This window comes from Anaerococcus lactolyticus ATCC 51172 (assembly GCF_000156575.1).
Taxonomy (GTDB): Bacteria; Bacillota; Clostridia; order Tissierellales; family Peptoniphilaceae; genus Anaerococcus; species Anaerococcus lactolyticus.
Genome location: NZ_GG666049.1, coordinates 18,520 through 32,759, shown reverse-complemented (window position 1 = coordinate 32,759; position 14,240 = coordinate 18,520). Strand labels below are relative to the sequence as shown.

Sequence of the window (14,240 nt, the reverse complement as noted above, 5' to 3'; positions counted from 1 at the left end):
ACAAGTAATGTACGAAATTAAAAAAGAAAACTACGAAGGCGACAACATTTATGCGGGAGATTTTCCTGTAGAAATCGAAGTAGTCGAAGCAAAAGAAAATATAGGAAAAAATACTGTAGTAGCCCTAACAGCTGGCAAGCTAGCTAAAATTACAGCCGAAAATTTAGGCGATATATACGGAATTACAGTAGATGAAGCGAAGGCTAACGAAAAAGTGGCCGTATATCTTACAGGCGACTTTAGAGCGGACGCACTAGACTATGGCACAGCCACAGTTGATAAAGTAAAGGCGCCACTTAGAAAGATTTCAATATTCATTAAGTAAAGGAGAAAAAAATGCCAGATTTATTTGAAACAAAAACATTAGGAACCCTAGTAGAGAGATTGCCAAGAACTTCTACTTTTATAAGAGATACATTTTTCAGAAACATTGAAACTTTTCCGACAAAAAGAATCGATATAGATTTCGTAAAAGGAAATAGAAGATTAGCGCCATTCGTACACCCAATGATTGGCGGAAAAACAGTACCAAACGCAGGATACCAAACAGCAAGCTATGAGCCACCACTTATGGCACCTAACAAAATTACAACAGCAGAAGAGTTGCTAAACCGTTTAGCTGGCGAGAATCCTTATTCAGGAAAAACAGCAGCAGAAAGAGCGGTGGAAAAATTAGGAAAAGATATGGCGGAACTCGAAGATATGATTACACGCCGCGAAGAGTGGATGGCAACCCAGGCAATATTTACCGGAAAAATTCCTGTAATTGGTGCTGGCGTTGAAGCGGAAATCGACTTCGCGTTTGAAAACAAAGAAGTTATAAGCAAAGCGGCTGAAAAATGGAACGCAGAAACAGCAGATCCAATAGCAGATATTAGAAAATGGAGATTAAAAGTACAGCGAACAGGCCATGTAAACTGTAATGTAATGATTATGTCTTCGGACGTAGTAAACTACTTCCTAAACAATAAGAAAGTACAAGCCTTACTTGATACTAAAGCTTACGACCTTGCAGCAATCACACCTAAAGAGCTACCAAACGGCGCTACTTATGTAGGTACTATAAATGAATTCGGACTTGATATTTACGAATACAACGAATTCTATTTGGACGATTGGACAAACCCAGATAAGCCAGAAGATAAAGCCCTAGTACCAGAAAAGACAATCGCGTTACTTTCTACAAACTCAAACTACAGCCGTTGCTATGGTGCAAATACAATCATTGACGAAGAAACCAAAGGCTTTGTAACAGTAGAAGGAGAAATGGTGCCAGAAACTTGGGTAGAAAGAAACCCAGCAAGAAGATTCGTACAGCTAAATTCAAGATTTATCCCTGTACCAACCGAAGTTGATTCTTGGCTTGTCGCCGAAGTCTACTAATGGACTTTAAGTATCAAGCGGACCAGGATATAAAAAAAGTTTTCCATAATTCCGGTGAATTCGCCGAAATTACAGAATTTTATTTAGACAACGAACCTATAGTCGCTAAAGTAGTTTTAGATTACAGCGAATATAACGATAGAAAAAAGGCCGGAAGCGATAATGCGGAAGGCCTTTATAATGTCGACCTAATCATGCATATATCGCTTGAAAGTCTAAAGAAAACCCCTAGAAAAGGCCAAGAAATAGAAATCAATAACGAATTTTACACCATAGGCAAAGTCAAAAGCGAAATGGGAGAAATTATTTTATATCTTGAAAGGCTAATGGAATAAAAAATGATTACAATTACCCAAGACACAATAGACAGAATAAGCAACCTTTTAGTCGAAGTACCAAATGGAACAGAAAGGGCAATGGCTAGCGCAGCAAATAGGGCTATAGCAAAGGCGAAAACTGAATCTTTTAAAGGCGTTACTAAAGAATATAAAATCAAAAGAAATGTAATAGCAGAATACACAAAAGACAGTATAAAAAACGCTACTACTAGCGACCTATGCGCAACATTAATTTTTGCCGGACAACAAATACCGCTATATAAATATAGCTTAACAAAACCAAAGTACCCGGGAAAAGGAAAAGTATTTGCCGGACAAAAAACAGCTGTAGCACTTGAACACGCTTTTAGAAATCAAATAACAACAGCAAAAGAAGGAATCTTCGAAAGAACAGGAAAATCAAGGTTACCAATTGAACAGTTAATGGGTTCTTCTATGCGTTCTATGGTTAGTAATTCTGTAGTAATGGACCAAGTCTACAAAGAAGCGCAAGAAACCTTCGACACTAGACTAGAACATGAAGTAGAAAGATTATTGGCAGGATATGGGGGTAAATAATGACGCCGACAGTTTTAATGGAAGCTATAAAAGCTTATATACAAGAAAAGACAAAAGATATAATGCTACCTGTAAAAGTCAATAGGGGCGAAGATTCGAAAGAAAGACCGCCAGGGGTTTACTTAATGAATCTACCTAAAAAAACAGATGAAACGCAGCAAATACCCTATATTTTAATTAAATACCTTACAGGAAAAGACGACGAAGTACCAGGAGAGCCAGACGAAGCGCAAGCTTCTATAAGAATCATTGTAGCGACCTATGCAGAAGACGCAGAAGAAGGATCTATGGCGCTTTTAAATATCATATCAAAACTTAGATATAATTTTCTAAAAGACGAAGAGATCGATCAGCAATTTAGGCTTGTACCACCGCTAGAACATATCATCTACCCGGACGATACAAGGCCTTACTACTTAGGCGAAATGATGACGATTTGGACTCTACCACCAGTAAAAAGAGAGGTAAATTTTAATGGCTACTAAAGATGAAAAAGCAAAAAAAGTAATTGAAGAACCAATTACAGCAAAAGCAGTAGAAGAAGAAAGAACTTATTGCTACATTGGGCCAAACTTGCCAGACGGAGTTTTAAAGAAAAATTCGCTAATCATAGGCACAAAAAAAGCAATAAAAGAAAAATATAAAAATGAAATTGAAAAGTATAAACAGCTAGAACAATTAATCATACCAGTAGAAAATTTAGCGGAAGCAAAAGCGAAAGTAGAAAGCGACGGCAATATTTTAAATAAATATTACAGAGATATTGCTTCTACTGTAGCAGCTAACAAAGAAGGGGGTAAATAATGGCCTTTCAACATGGAATCAGAACAAAACAGATTGAAACTTCAATCAAAACACCAGTAACAGCCGGTAGCGGTATAGCCTTTGTAGTTGGTACGGCACCAATTCAAGCAGTAAACGGCAAAGTCAACGAACCTATAATGTGCAATTCCTATGCTGAAGCAGTCAAATATTTAGGATACAATGATAATTTTGACTATTACACAATATGCGAAGTTATGTATTGCCACTTCGTGTTATACGGAGTAAGCCCGGTTGTCTTTGTAAACGTGCTAGACCCTAAAAAACACAAAAAACAGGTTGAAGAAAAGCAATATCCGGTTAGTGATAAGCAGGTACTACTACCAATTGAAGCAATAGCAGAAACAGTAGTAGTAAAAGGCCACGAAAAAGGCCAAGACTACGATCTAATGTACACAAATGACAATCTAGTTCTTGAAATCTTAGACGGTGGCAATATAGGACAAGAAACAGGCGAACTTGCTATATCCTTTGAAGCAGTAGACCCAACAAAGGTTACCGAAAAAGATATTATAGGCGGATACGAAGTATCAACAAATCAATATAAAGGTCTAGAACTTATTGACAAAGTTTTTGCTAAATACGGAATAATTACAGATCTAATCTTATGTCCTAAATTCAGCAAAAAAAGTACAGTTGCTGCGGTAATGGCCACAAAATGCGAAAATATCAACGGAATTTTTGAAGCACACGCAGTAGTAGACCTAGATTCAAGCGAAGTAAAAGCCTACGGAGATACAACCGAAAGAAAGAAAAAAGATAATATCTTTTCGAAGTATCAAATTCTTTGCTGGCCAATGGTAAAACTAGGAGATAAAAAATTCCATCTATCAACCCAGGCGGCAGCAAGAATGGCTAAAACCGACGTAGACAACGATTTTTGCCCAGCAGAATCACCAAGTAACAAATCTATCAAAGTAGACGGGGCAATCTTAGAAGACGGAACAGAACTTCTTTTAGACCTAAAAGAAGCAAACTACCTAAACAGTCAAGGTATAGTAACGGCCATTAATTTTATAGGCGGGTATGTACTATGGGGCAATCAAACAGCTTGCTTCCCAGCTAATACCGACGTAAAAGACTACTTTATTTCTATAGGCCGTATGTTTGGTTGGGTTGGCAATAGCTTAATCTTAACTTATTGGTCAAACGTTGATAAAAAAATGACACCTAGATTCGTGCAATCAATCGTAGATAGTATCAATATTTGGCTAAATGGCCTTGTATCAGAAGGAAAACTACTTGGCGGCCGCGTGGAATTTAAGCCAGAAGATAATAACCTAGTAGAGCTTATGGCAGGTAAGGCAACTTTCCACGTTTACCTAACACCACCAAGCCCAGCACAAGAAATAGTCTTCGCCCTAGAGTACGACCCAGACTATGTAGTAGCAGCTTTCCAAAGTTAAGGGGGTAAAAAATGAAAATAGATAATGGAACAATAAATTTTAGCGTCTACGAAGGCGCGAACGAATTTCTAGGTATGGCAGAAGCAACCTTGCCGGAAATATCTTCAATGACAGAAGAAATCAAGGGCGCAGGTATAGCGGGTAGCTTTTCCGGACCTTATACAGGCCACCTTGAACCAATGAGTCTTACACTAAATTTTAGGTCTACAACCAGGGCGGCAGTACAGCTTTTAAAACCTATAGCACACCAAATAGAATTAAGAGCAGCCCAACAAAAATGGGACAATAACGCAGGTAAAAACATTGTAGAGTCAGTAAAACACGTTGTAGTTGCAAATCCAATCAAAATGGCACCTGGCAAACTTGCTTCAGCAAGCCCAACAGATGGCAGCGGAGAATACAGCGTATCTTACTACGCAATATTTATAGACGGTCAAAAAGTAGTAGAGATTGATATAATCAACTTTATTTACTATGTAGACGGCGTTGACTACCTAGAAGACGTTAGAAAAGCGTTAGGAAAATAAAAAATATAGAAAACATAGCCACCTAAAATGGCTATGTTTTTTATTTATCTAAAAGGAGATTTTAAAATGGAAGATATAAAAAAAGCAATAGACGTAATACCAGCAGAAGAAGATCAAACAGAAATAAATATAGAAGTTGATCCCGAGAGATTTACAGTTTTAAAGTACAAACTTACAAAACCGTTAGACTATGAAGACAAAAAGTATGATGAATTAACACTAGACTTCGGAAAACTTACAGGCCATGACGCGCTATCGATAGAAGAAGAGATGGAAAAGCAAAACATTTACATTGTATCTCCCGAAACCTCAAGAGCATATCAAATAAGGGTTGCGGCTAGGGCAGGCGGATTCCCTCATCAACTTTCAAACAAAATGTCGCTTAGAGATTTTAACAGGTTAGCAAATGCTGCGAGAAATTTTTTAATAGGGCAGGAATTATAAGCCCACAGTATTACAGGGAACAAGCTATAAGGCTTGCTATATTTACACACACACCAATAAATTATTTTCTAGGCCTTACTATATGGCAACTAACAAAGATGATAGATACAGCAAACAAAATCATTAAAGAGCAGCAGAAAGGGGGCAAGTAATGGCGAAAGAATTCGAGCTAATGTTTAAATTACACGCAAATTTGGGTTCTAAATTTAAAGAATCTTTTAATCAAGCTAAAAAAGCTACCCAAGACCTCAAAGAAAGTATATCCAAGGCCAATTCTACAGCCGGAGATATAGCAGGATACAAAAAAACACAATTAAGCTTAGAAACCAACATAGCCAAGCAAAAGCAATATAAAGAAGAACTTGCAGCCCTTGAAACGGAGCAAATAAAAGCAGGCGGCAGTTCGGCACGACTAGCAGCAAAAATAGCCAGTAAAAGGGAGCAGCTAGAAAGGGTTAATGTAAAAATTAATGAAACTAGCAATTCGCTTAGTCAATACGAAACAAGGCTAAAAGAAGCAGGAGTAGACACAAGCAATCTTTCTAAAGAAAGCGCCAGGCTTGCACAAGAAGTAGAAAAAGCTAGGGCAGCCCAAGAAAAGACAGCCAAGCTTGGAGCCTTGCAAGCGGAAAACCAAAAAGCTATTGGAGAAACAAAAAGCCAGCTAACTTCTACTATAGGAGTAATTACAGCAGTTGGAACAGCTACTATGGTAGCTATGCAGAAAGCGTCCGACGCTACGGACAGGGTAGATAAACTTAGCCAAAAAATAGGAATGAGCCGTCAAGGCTTCCAAGAATGGGACTTTATCCTTTCCCAATCCGGAACCAATATAGAAAAAATGCAGGTGGGTATGAAAACACTTGTAAACCGTATGGAAGAGTCGGCAAAAGGCAGCGGAGTAGGAGCGGACGCACTAAAAAGACTTGGAGTATCGGCTACAGATTCGAGCGGAAACCTTAAAAAGCAAGAACAGGTTATGGAAGAAGTCGTCCGAAAAATGCAAGATATGCCAGAAGGAGCGGAAAAATCAAAGCTAGCCTTCGACCTTTTCGGAAAATCCGGACTAGAACTAATGCCGCTACTAAATTCAGTTGGCGGGTCAGTAGATGAGCTAAAAGACAAAGCCCACGAACTAGGCTTAGTTTTAAGCGACGAAGCAATCGACGCAGGGGTAAATTTCCAAGACGCTATGGACCAACTAAAAAGATCCTTGGGCGGAGTTGGAACACAAATATTAGCAACGTTAATGCCGACGGTTACGGAGTGGGCAGGGCAAATCGCAGTCTTAACAGGCAAGGTGCAAAAATTCGCCCAAGAACACCCGCACTTAATACAATTACTAACGAAAGTTGCAGGCGGATTGCTACTAGCAAAAGCCGGAGCCTTGGGCCTAAAACTTGGATTCCTACAAGCTAAAAAAGGGGTATTTGATATACTAGGAACTATTGAAAGGCTAAAATCAGCAAACCTCATAGGCGGTATTAGCAAAGTCAAAGGCTTAATTATGGGAATGAGCGGCGGAATTTTGCCGGTAATTGCAGCAATCACAGCTATTGCGGTAGCCATTAAGCTTGTAATGGGAAATGTCGACGCTATACGCGAAAAAATTCGTGGAGTCTTCGGAGAAGGCGGCGTAGCTATTTTTGATAAGTTCGTAGCAACTATAAGGCAAATTGGCGGAGCGATTAAAGGAATCTTGGGCGGTGGAGCAGCCGAAGGAGTAAGCAGCTTCTTTGATAAATTTAGTCAAGGCAGCCCAATAATAGAATCGGTCAAAGGCGTAATCGAAAGCCTAACCGGAACAGTATCAACAATTATTAGTGTAATTGCGGAAGCAGCGCAAGCTATACTACCTACTTTGATTTCGGTTATAACTACAGTAGCGGAAGTAGTAGGCGGAGTTCTTCAAGCCGTGCTACCAGTTTTACTTGATATGATAAGTCAGATTTTGCCAATTATAGCAGGAGCAGCGCAAACCATAATACCTTTATTAGCAGAAGCAATAAATAGAGTAGCAGAAGATATAGCACCAATAGTTAATTTCTTAATTCCTTTATTTATGGAGCTACTAAACGTACTAATGCCAGTAATACAAGCACTAGCAACGGTATTTACAACAGTTCTTGGCGCAGCAGTACAGCAAATATCAGCTATAATTCAAGGCCTAACCGGTATATTTGTAGGGCTAATAGATTTCATAACAGGAGTATTTACCGGAAATTGGGGTCAAGCTTGGCAAGGGGTAAAAAATATCTTTAAGTCAGCCTTTGACGCGTTAGTTGGAATTGCGAAAGCGCCAATAAATGCAGTAATAAGCTTGGTAAATAAGGCGATAGGCGGACTTAATAAAATAAAAATACCAGATTGGGTGCCAGGAGTAGGCGGCAAAGGAATAAATATTCCTTTAGTACCTCAATTATGGAAAGGTTCGGCACACGCGCCAGATACATTTATAGCAGGCGAACAGGGGCCAGAATTAGTAATGGGCGGTGGCGGAAGCAAGGTATTCACAGCCCATACAACAAAAGGTATTTTTACAGGCTTAAAAGAATCTTTTATTTCGGCAAAAGAAATGCTAACAAATTTCCCAACACCAAACTTTGCGCCAGCACCAGGAATGGCAGTTGTAGGAGCAGGGGGCGGAATGAATATTCAAATAGATAGCCACCCAACATTCTATATGATGAGCGGAGATCCACACGAAATGCAAAAGGTTCTTGACGAAAATAACGAAAAGATAAAAAGAGAAATAAAAGAAGAAATAGAAGACGACGAAGAAAACAGAAGAAGAAGGAGGTACTAAAACTTGCAAGAAACATATATAACAATAGCGGGCGATAAGTGGGACACCATAGCTTATAAGACCGTCGGAGATTGCGAAAAAATGGACCTCTTTATAAAAGAAAATATAAAATATAAGGATATTTTTATATTTCCGGCAGGAATCGAAATAAAAATACCTTATATACCAAAAGAAGATAACTTAACTTTGCCACCTTGGAAGAGAGGTGGCAAAAGATGAGTGTAAAATACGCCAGAAGAACCAAACTAGAAGTCAAGTACGACGGTGCCGATATATCAAAAGACCTAGAATACTTCCTAAATTCCTTGACTTATACAGATAATGAGGAAGACGAGAGCGACGACCTACAGATAGCCGTAGAGGACAAAGAAGGCAGATGGGCGCGCGATTGGTTAAAACAAACAGGATTTGGAAAAGGTGGAGAAATTGAAGCGAGCATAATTCAAATTGACGAAGACCTAAACGAAAGAGAATTAAAATGCGGAAAATTTAAGGTGGATACCGTGAACGAAAGCGGCCCGCCTACAAAAGTAACATTGAAAGCTAGCGCAATTCCTACCGACTCAAAGATCATAGCGGAAGAAAAAAACAAAGCTTGGGAAAATATAAAATTATCAGCTATTGCAAAAGATATAGCCGGTAAAAATAAACTAAAAAGCGAGTTTGAAAGCGAAGAAGACCCACTATACGACAGAAGAGAGCAAAGCAAAAAAAGTGATATAGAATTTTTAAAAGAACTATGTAAGGACGCGGGAATCAGCCTAAAGGTTACCGACAAAAAGATAGTTCTTTTTGACGCTTCGAAATTCGAAAAACTAACCCCTATTGACACTATAAAGAGGGGCGAAAGCAATGTTTTAAGGTGGACGTTCGGTACAAACTTTATAGAAGCGGGCTACAGCAAGTGCGAAGTTACTTACACCGACCCAAAAACAAAAGAAACTATAAAAGGAGAATTTAAAAATCCAAAAGCCGACCAGTCGACAGGTAGGATTTTAAAGATCAATACAAAAGTCAAAGACAAAGCAGAAGCCGACAAACTAGCCAAAAAACAATTAAGAGAAAAAAACAAAAAAGAAACCCAGGCAAGCTTGGAATTGGTAGGCAATATCAATTATGTAGCAGGCGTAAACCTAAAAATCGACGGTTGGGGTATTTACGACGGTAAATATATGATTCAGTCGGCCGACCACAATATTTCAAATGGTGGATACAAAGTATCCCTATCATTAAGAAAAGTTTTAGAAGGTTATTAAAGATGAATGACTTACACGAACAAATCAAAATTGGGAAAGTATCAAGCGTGGACGTAAAAAAAAGAACAGCACGCGTTATTTTTGAAGACAAAGAAGATATGGTAAGCGCCGAATTAAAAGTTCTAATAAACCAACCGCTTATAAAGATTAGCAAAAAAGACAATGGCGGAAATTGGGACGGAGTAGGAGCCTACAATTCGGAGCCTAGAAATTTAGGCGGCGACAGCTACAAAAAAGAATTGCCGGATACAGTCAAGCTAAAAAAGGTTATTACCTACCAGGGCGAACCACACACGCACGAATTGAACGTGGAAATCCACCCGTGGTTACCTTATGTAGGTCAATTCGTTTTATGCGCTTTTCCGTCAATAGGTGCTGGCGACGGCTTTATTTTAGGCGGATTTTAGAAAGGGGGCTAAAGTGTGGCACTAATTGGAGCGTTAGGAGATATAACTTTTCATGTATCAAGAAATGCCATAAAAACCTTTGATAACATGAAGTGGGAATCCGGGGCGAAATATGCGTCGCATGACGTACACTTACAAGCCCCAAAACTAGAATATACAGGAATTGAAAGTGATAATATTAGCTTCGATATGTCTTTTTCCGTATTTTATGGAATAGATCCTGTAAGAGAAATAAACAATATAGCAAGGGCAAGGATAACAGGCGAAGTAATGCGCTTAGTAATTGGCAATAAAATTTATGGTAGAAGGTGGGTAATTACTAAAACTTCTAAAGACCTAGAAAAATTTGACAATCGCGGCAATTTACTTTCAGCAAAGATAAATATTTCCTTGCAGGCCTACAATTAAGGGGTGCAAAATGGAAATTACAATAGAAAAGCAAGATTCACAAATTAATTTATTTCCAAAAAACCTTATAGAAGAAGTAACACAAAACGTACAGATGATTTTGATAAGCCCAAAATATAGCGTGCCGCTAGATAGAGATTTCGGAACGAGCCACAAACAGCTAGACACACCAGTAAACGTGGCACAGCCTAAACTTATCATGGAGATAGTAGACGCTATAGAAAAGTACGAACCAAGGGCGGAAATAACGAAGATTAATTTCAAAGTAGACGAAGCAAAAGCAGGAAAGCTTATACCTGTAGTGGGGGTGAAGATAAAAGATGAGTAGCGAAAGAAAAAAGCCGGATATTCAGTATGTAAACACGGATACAAAAGAGCTTGTAAACCTACTGATACAAGGCTACGAAAGTATAGCAAATAAGAGATTATACCCCGCCGACCCTTTAAGGCTTTTCATTTTATGGGTAGCAGATATTATGGTGCAGCAGCGCGTGCTTATAGACTATTCGGCCAAGCAAAATATACCGAGATTTGCCGAAGGTAAATACTTAGATAACCTAGTCGAATTTTTAAATAACACAATTAAGAGATTGCCACCACAGGCGGCTACAACTAGAATTAGGTACACGCTTTCTACAAAGAGAGAAACAGCGACAGTAATTCCAAAAGGCAGCAGGTCAACAGTAGATGGCAAAATATTTTTTGAAACCACAAAAGACCTTGTAATCCCTATTGGAGAAACCGCAGGAGATATAGAAGCGGTATGTACGGTTGTAGGAGAGATTGGAAACGGATTTTTGCCAGGACAAATTTCAAAGATAGTAGATTTTGTACCTTATCTTGAAAAAATAGAAAACCTTACAGCGACAGCGGGCGGAGCAGATACAGAAAGCGACGACAGCTTATACAGTAGGTACAGGGAAGCCCTATCGACTTATAGTACAGCAGGGCCGGAAGGTGCGTATAGATTCTATGCAAAAACCGCAAACGCCAGTATAGCGGACGTGAAGACGGTATCGCCTACACCAGGAGTGGCCGAAATTAGGGTGCTTATGAAGGACGGAAGATTGCCGGAAGAAGAAACTATAAAAGCTATAGAAAAGCTTTTATCCGCAGAAGATATAAGACCGCTAACAGATAAGGTAGTAGTCAAGGCAGCGGATAAAGTAGGCTACAAGATAGATATAAGCTATTACGGATTTAAACACGGACAATTAAGCGCCGAAGGTATAGAAAAGGCTGCGAAATTTGCGGTAGAAAAGTACAAGGCTTGGCAAAGCGAAAAGATGGGAAGAGATATAAACCCGTCAAAGCTTAACCAAATGCTTATGGAAGAAGGTATCAAGCGTGTAGAGATAAGGCAGCCACAATTCAAAGAGGTAAGCGACACAGCAGTAGCGATAGCAGAAAGCGCAAACCTTATAAATGGGGGCGTAGAAGATGAATAGGATAGATAATTTCGACCTTACGAAGACTATTCCGCCAGCTATAGCAGAAAATGAGGATATAAAAGCGCTTGGAAAGCTAATATCGCTTGAATTGCAAAAAATTAATACAGAGATCCCGAAAAATATTATTTTTTCGAGAATCGACGAACTAGACGAAGAAACCTTGGATATACTAGCTTACGACCTTAACGTCTTATGGTATGACTACGACTATAAGCTAGAGATAAAAAGGGAAATCATAAAAGACTGTATAAAGATATACAGAAAACTTGGCACACCTTACGCGGTAAAAAGGGCGCTTGGAAATATTTTTCCAAAAACTACTATAAAAGAGTGGTTCGAAACAGGCGATAAGCCTTACACCTTTTCTATAGAGATTAATGCGTCGGAAAATGGGGCGCCAGCAAACTTGCAGGCAATGGCCCTTGATAGAATTAGGTACTACAAAAATTTAAGATCACACTTAAATAAAATTACCTATATCATGGAAAGCAAAGCCAACCTATACGCAGGCAGCGCAGCCCTTATCGGTAATACTTTAGGCATATATCCTTTTACGCCAGAAGATATTATCCAATCCGGAAGGCTATATATAGGAGCGAGTGAAGGAATAGGTCAAGAAGTGAAGGTTTATCCTTATGTAAAAAGAGAGATTCCAAATACCAGGTTTATTGGCTTTGCAAATTGCTTGATTTACAGAATCGAAGTAAGCGTGAAACCAAAATAAGAAAGGAGTAAAAACAATGGCAAAATATGGTTCTATAGTAACCACAAAAGGAAAAGAAAAAATAACAAAAGCAATCCTTGAAGGCAAAAAGGTAAATATTACCGAGTTTGCAGCAGGCGACGGGGGCGGAGAATACTACCAACCTACAGAAATTCAAACAGCACTTAACGGCGAAAAATGGCGCGGAGCGGTGCAAGAATGTAAGGTAAACACCGACAGCCCAAACTTAATAGAGATTATAGCGGTAATTCCACCAGATGAAGGCGGCTTCACAATAAGGGAAATTGGAGCCTTTGACGACGACGGAAATTTGATTGTTATTGCGAATTGTCCGGATACCGAAAAAGTAGTCATCACTACAGGCGCAGCAGGCGAAGTCAAGCTAGTAATTTACATGGAGATAGCAAATGCGGAAGTAATCGAACTAAAAGTCGACCCTTTCACGGTATCAGCTACAAAAGCCGACCTTGAAAATCACGACAGGGACCCAGGCGCACACATAGGGCAATTTGCAGATAACGGCCAATTTATTTCGCACGTCGGAAACCAAGATATACACGTTACACCAGGAATGGTGGCCAACTATGACAAGGCCTTGATAGGGCTAACCGAACATATAGAAAACTTAGATATACACGTTACAAAAGACCAAAAAGACGGTTGGGAAAACGCCAAAAACAAAGCGGAAAAGAACGAACAAGGCCTATTATCACTTGGTATAGACCTATCAGATATACAAGGAAAATTAAAAAGGCTAGAAGACGGAGTCTTCAACGATATTACTGGTAATCCTTTTACGGTAAATTTCAAAGACCTAGAGGGAATAAAACTAATTAAAGGTAATTACAATAAGAGTAAAAACCGTATAGAGTGCTAAAGATGGAAAAACACGCAGCAACAAAGAAAGAAATTTCTTGCATAGTTGCACACCTTTTCCAAAGCCTAGAATTGCCGTGTAAAGAGTGTAGCGAGGATACAGAAGCAATTGTCATAAAAGGCGAAACTTACAACGGTAAAAAAGCGACAATGTATATCAAAGAAGAAGGCGTGTTTTATCTTGAAGGAGATAAAGAGATCGAGGAAGAACTACAAGCTATAAGGGGCGGCAGGTGCATATATGATAGAAATAGATAAAGACTTTCAGCTACTTACAAAGGCGAAAGACCTTGCAAATCATACTATAAAAATTACGGACAATCCAAGGAGATTTCCGAAGAAATACCGCTTTACCTTTGTAAACCGTATGCAAAATATAAGCTTGGATATATACGAACTTATAAATACGGCAAATGAGCTTAACACAAACGACGAAGAAGCACTAAAAGAAAGATTGAAATTACAAAACCTAGCGATAACAAAGTGTAAAACTTTGTTATTTTTAATTACTTTATGCTTGGAAAATGAAAACATAGGTATTGACGACCGCCAAGCCGAGTATTGGGCTAGGTATATATTAAATGTCAAAAATATGGCCGTTAGCTGGCACATGAAGGATAAACAAAGAAAATAAATAAATTTGGGGAATGGCTTGTAACGTCCAATTCGTACAACGTCCGCTATGTCAACAGCGATGGTTCCTTGAACTGGAACAACGCGCGCAATGGCAACAACGGCGTTCGCCCGCTTAGATAGTAAGTTAGACCGAGTAAGCGAAAGCAGAAAGCAATACCCTATCAATCAAAGGAAGCCATTTCCCACCGTAAAGGTAAA

At 39.0% G+C, this 14,240-nt stretch carries 21 protein-coding genes; all 21 read left to right on the top strand.

The genetic code is table 11. The annotated features are described in order from the left end of the window. Nucleotides 1-7: 7 nt before the first annotated feature. The 21 genes from HMPREF0072_RS08120 (at nucleotide 8) to HMPREF0072_RS12825 (ending at nucleotide 14,162) form a co-directional block, all read left to right on the top strand. A complete protein-coding gene (locus HMPREF0072_RS08120; protein ID WP_004829099.1) occupies nucleotides 8-325 on the top strand; it encodes a hypothetical protein in 318 nt (105 codons plus the stop codon). A gap of 11 nt (nucleotides 326-336) precedes the next feature. After that, nucleotides 337-1,383, top strand: coding sequence for a major capsid protein (locus tag HMPREF0072_RS08115; protein WP_004829097.1), 1,047 nt, complete (start codon nucleotides 337-339; stop codon nucleotides 1,381-1,383). Then, entirely contained in the window at nucleotides 1,383-1,718 is a 336-nt protein-coding gene (locus tag HMPREF0072_RS08110) for a hypothetical protein (protein WP_004829094.1), read from the top strand. The genes HMPREF0072_RS08115 and HMPREF0072_RS08110 overlap by 1 nt, the downstream gene beginning before the upstream one ends. A 3-nt stretch (nucleotides 1,719-1,721) precedes the next feature. Then, nucleotides 1,722-2,279 (top strand): phage tail protein, encoded by a 558-nt coding sequence (locus tag HMPREF0072_RS11150; protein ID WP_004829093.1) that lies wholly within the window; start codon nucleotides 1,722-1,724, stop codon nucleotides 2,277-2,279. Next, nucleotides 2,279-2,764, top strand: a complete 486-nt coding sequence (locus HMPREF0072_RS08100; protein ID WP_004829091.1) for a hypothetical protein — start codon at nucleotides 2,279-2,281, stop codon at nucleotides 2,762-2,764. The genes HMPREF0072_RS11150 and HMPREF0072_RS08100 overlap by 1 nt, the downstream gene beginning before the upstream one ends. Next, nucleotides 2,754-3,083, top strand: a complete 330-nt coding sequence (locus HMPREF0072_RS08095; protein ID WP_004829089.1) for a hypothetical protein — start codon at nucleotides 2,754-2,756, stop codon at nucleotides 3,081-3,083. The genes HMPREF0072_RS08100 and HMPREF0072_RS08095 overlap by 11 nt, the downstream gene beginning before the upstream one ends. Beyond that, a complete protein-coding gene (locus tag HMPREF0072_RS08090) occupies nucleotides 3,083-4,507 on the top strand; it encodes a phage tail sheath family protein (protein ID WP_004829087.1) in 1,425 nt (474 codons plus the stop codon). Before HMPREF0072_RS08095 ends, HMPREF0072_RS08090 begins: the two co-directional genes overlap by 1 nt. Before the next feature lie 11 nt (nucleotides 4,508-4,518). Next, nucleotides 4,519-5,034, top strand: coding sequence for a phage major tail tube protein (locus HMPREF0072_RS08085; protein WP_004829085.1), 516 nt, complete (start codon nucleotides 4,519-4,521; stop codon nucleotides 5,032-5,034). A 66-nt stretch (nucleotides 5,035-5,100) separates the two neighbouring features. Then, the gene (locus tag HMPREF0072_RS08080; RefSeq protein WP_050755275.1) at nucleotides 5,101-5,478 is read left to right on the top strand and encodes a phage tail assembly protein; all 378 of its coding nucleotides are present in this window, start codon (nucleotides 5,101-5,103) and stop codon (nucleotides 5,476-5,478) included. Nucleotides 5,479-5,629: 151 nt separating this feature from the next. Continuing rightward, nucleotides 5,630-8,284: a phage tail tape measure protein gene (locus HMPREF0072_RS08075; RefSeq protein ID WP_004829081.1), complete on the top strand. Its 2,655-nt coding sequence runs from the start codon at nucleotides 5,630-5,632 to the stop codon at nucleotides 8,282-8,284. Nucleotides 8,285-8,287: 3 nt separating this feature from the next. Beyond that, nucleotides 8,288-8,503, top strand: coding sequence for a tail protein X (locus HMPREF0072_RS08070; RefSeq protein WP_004829079.1), 216 nt, complete (start codon nucleotides 8,288-8,290; stop codon nucleotides 8,501-8,503). Beyond that, on the top strand, nucleotides 8,500-9,540 hold the full coding sequence (locus tag HMPREF0072_RS08065) for a phage late control D family protein (protein ID WP_004829076.1): 1,041 nt from the start codon (nucleotides 8,500-8,502) through the stop codon (nucleotides 9,538-9,540). The genes HMPREF0072_RS08070 and HMPREF0072_RS08065 overlap by 4 nt, the downstream gene beginning before the upstream one ends. Nucleotides 9,541-9,542: 2 nt before the next feature. After that, nucleotides 9,543-9,947 carry a hypothetical protein gene (locus HMPREF0072_RS08060; protein WP_004829074.1) on the top strand — a complete coding sequence of 135 codons (405 nt, stop codon included), beginning with the start codon at nucleotides 9,543-9,545 and terminating at the stop codon, nucleotides 9,945-9,947. 15 nt (nucleotides 9,948-9,962) lie between these two features. Continuing rightward, entirely contained in the window at nucleotides 9,963-10,355 is a 393-nt protein-coding gene (locus HMPREF0072_RS08055; protein WP_004829072.1) for a phage tail protein, read from the top strand. Nucleotides 10,356-10,365: 10 nt separating this feature from the next. Further along, complete coding sequence (locus HMPREF0072_RS08050) at nucleotides 10,366-10,683, top strand: GPW/gp25 family protein (RefSeq protein WP_004829069.1); 318 nt, start codon at nucleotides 10,366-10,368, stop codon at nucleotides 10,681-10,683. Further along, nucleotides 10,676-11,803 (top strand): baseplate assembly protein, encoded by a 1,128-nt coding sequence (locus HMPREF0072_RS08045; protein ID WP_004829066.1) that lies wholly within the window; start codon nucleotides 10,676-10,678, stop codon nucleotides 11,801-11,803. The genes HMPREF0072_RS08050 and HMPREF0072_RS08045 overlap by 8 nt, the downstream gene beginning before the upstream one ends. Beyond that, nucleotides 11,796-12,530 carry a phage tail protein I gene (locus tag HMPREF0072_RS11145; protein WP_004829064.1) on the top strand — a complete coding sequence of 245 codons (735 nt, stop codon included), beginning with the start codon at nucleotides 11,796-11,798 and terminating at the stop codon, nucleotides 12,528-12,530. The genes HMPREF0072_RS08045 and HMPREF0072_RS11145 overlap by 8 nt, the downstream gene beginning before the upstream one ends. 16 nt (nucleotides 12,531-12,546) lie before the next feature. After that, nucleotides 12,547-13,407: a phage tail protein gene (locus HMPREF0072_RS11140; RefSeq protein WP_004829063.1), complete on the top strand. Its 861-nt coding sequence runs from the start codon at nucleotides 12,547-12,549 to the stop codon at nucleotides 13,405-13,407. 2 nt (nucleotides 13,408-13,409) lie between these two features. Then, nucleotides 13,410-13,664, top strand: a complete 255-nt coding sequence (locus HMPREF0072_RS08030) for a hypothetical protein (RefSeq protein ID WP_039931289.1) — start codon at nucleotides 13,410-13,412, stop codon at nucleotides 13,662-13,664. After that, nucleotides 13,648-14,040 carry a four helix bundle protein gene (locus tag HMPREF0072_RS08025; RefSeq protein WP_004829059.1) on the top strand — a complete coding sequence of 131 codons (393 nt, stop codon included), beginning with the start codon at nucleotides 13,648-13,650 and terminating at the stop codon, nucleotides 14,038-14,040. The genes HMPREF0072_RS08030 and HMPREF0072_RS08025 overlap by 17 nt, the downstream gene beginning before the upstream one ends. Continuing rightward, nucleotides 14,037-14,162 (top strand): DUF6273 domain-containing protein, encoded by a 126-nt coding sequence (locus HMPREF0072_RS12825; RefSeq protein ID WP_369073164.1) that lies wholly within the window; start codon nucleotides 14,037-14,039, stop codon nucleotides 14,160-14,162. Before HMPREF0072_RS08025 ends, HMPREF0072_RS12825 begins: the two co-directional genes overlap by 4 nt. The last annotated feature ends 78 nt before the right edge of the window (nucleotides 14,163-14,240 follow it).

Coding starts and splice junctions, on each gene's coding strand:
- HMPREF0072_RS08100 (WP_004829091.1), top strand. CDS start 2,279: ATGACGCCGACAGTTTTAATGGAAGCTATAAAAGCTTATATACAAGAA.
- HMPREF0072_RS08090 (WP_004829087.1), top strand. CDS start 3,083: ATGGCCTTTCAACATGGAATCAGAACAAAACAGATTGAAACTTCAATC.
- HMPREF0072_RS11140 (WP_004829063.1), top strand. CDS start 12,547: ATGGCAAAATATGGTTCTATAGTAACCACAAAAGGAAAAGAAAAAATA.
- HMPREF0072_RS08065 (WP_004829076.1), top strand. CDS start 8,500: ATGAGTGTAAAATACGCCAGAAGAACCAAACTAGAAGTCAAGTACGAC.
- HMPREF0072_RS11150 (WP_004829093.1), top strand. CDS start 1,722: ATGATTACAATTACCCAAGACACAATAGACAGAATAAGCAACCTTTTA.
- HMPREF0072_RS08075 (WP_004829081.1), top strand. CDS start 5,630: ATGGCGAAAGAATTCGAGCTAATGTTTAAATTACACGCAAATTTGGGT.
- HMPREF0072_RS08060 (WP_004829074.1), top strand. CDS start 9,543: ATGAATGACTTACACGAACAAATCAAAATTGGGAAAGTATCAAGCGTG.
- HMPREF0072_RS08095 (WP_004829089.1), top strand. CDS start 2,754: ATGGCTACTAAAGATGAAAAAGCAAAAAAAGTAATTGAAGAACCAATT.
- HMPREF0072_RS08115 (WP_004829097.1), top strand. CDS start 337: ATGCCAGATTTATTTGAAACAAAAACATTAGGAACCCTAGTAGAGAGA.
- HMPREF0072_RS08045 (WP_004829066.1), top strand. CDS start 10,676: ATGAGTAGCGAAAGAAAAAAGCCGGATATTCAGTATGTAAACACGGAT.
- HMPREF0072_RS08030 (WP_039931289.1), top strand. CDS start 13,410: ATGGAAAAACACGCAGCAACAAAGAAAGAAATTTCTTGCATAGTTGCA.
- HMPREF0072_RS08110 (WP_004829094.1), top strand. CDS start 1,383: ATGGACTTTAAGTATCAAGCGGACCAGGATATAAAAAAAGTTTTCCAT.
- HMPREF0072_RS08120 (WP_004829099.1), top strand. CDS start 8: ATGTACGAAATTAAAAAAGAAAACTACGAAGGCGACAACATTTATGCG.
- HMPREF0072_RS11145 (WP_004829064.1), top strand. CDS start 11,796: ATGAATAGGATAGATAATTTCGACCTTACGAAGACTATTCCGCCAGCT.
- HMPREF0072_RS08080 (WP_050755275.1), top strand. CDS start 5,101: ATGGAAGATATAAAAAAAGCAATAGACGTAATACCAGCAGAAGAAGAT.
- HMPREF0072_RS08050 (WP_004829069.1), top strand. CDS start 10,366: ATGGAAATTACAATAGAAAAGCAAGATTCACAAATTAATTTATTTCCA.
- HMPREF0072_RS08085 (WP_004829085.1), top strand. CDS start 4,519: ATGAAAATAGATAATGGAACAATAAATTTTAGCGTCTACGAAGGCGCG.
- HMPREF0072_RS08025 (WP_004829059.1), top strand. CDS start 13,648: ATGATAGAAATAGATAAAGACTTTCAGCTACTTACAAAGGCGAAAGAC.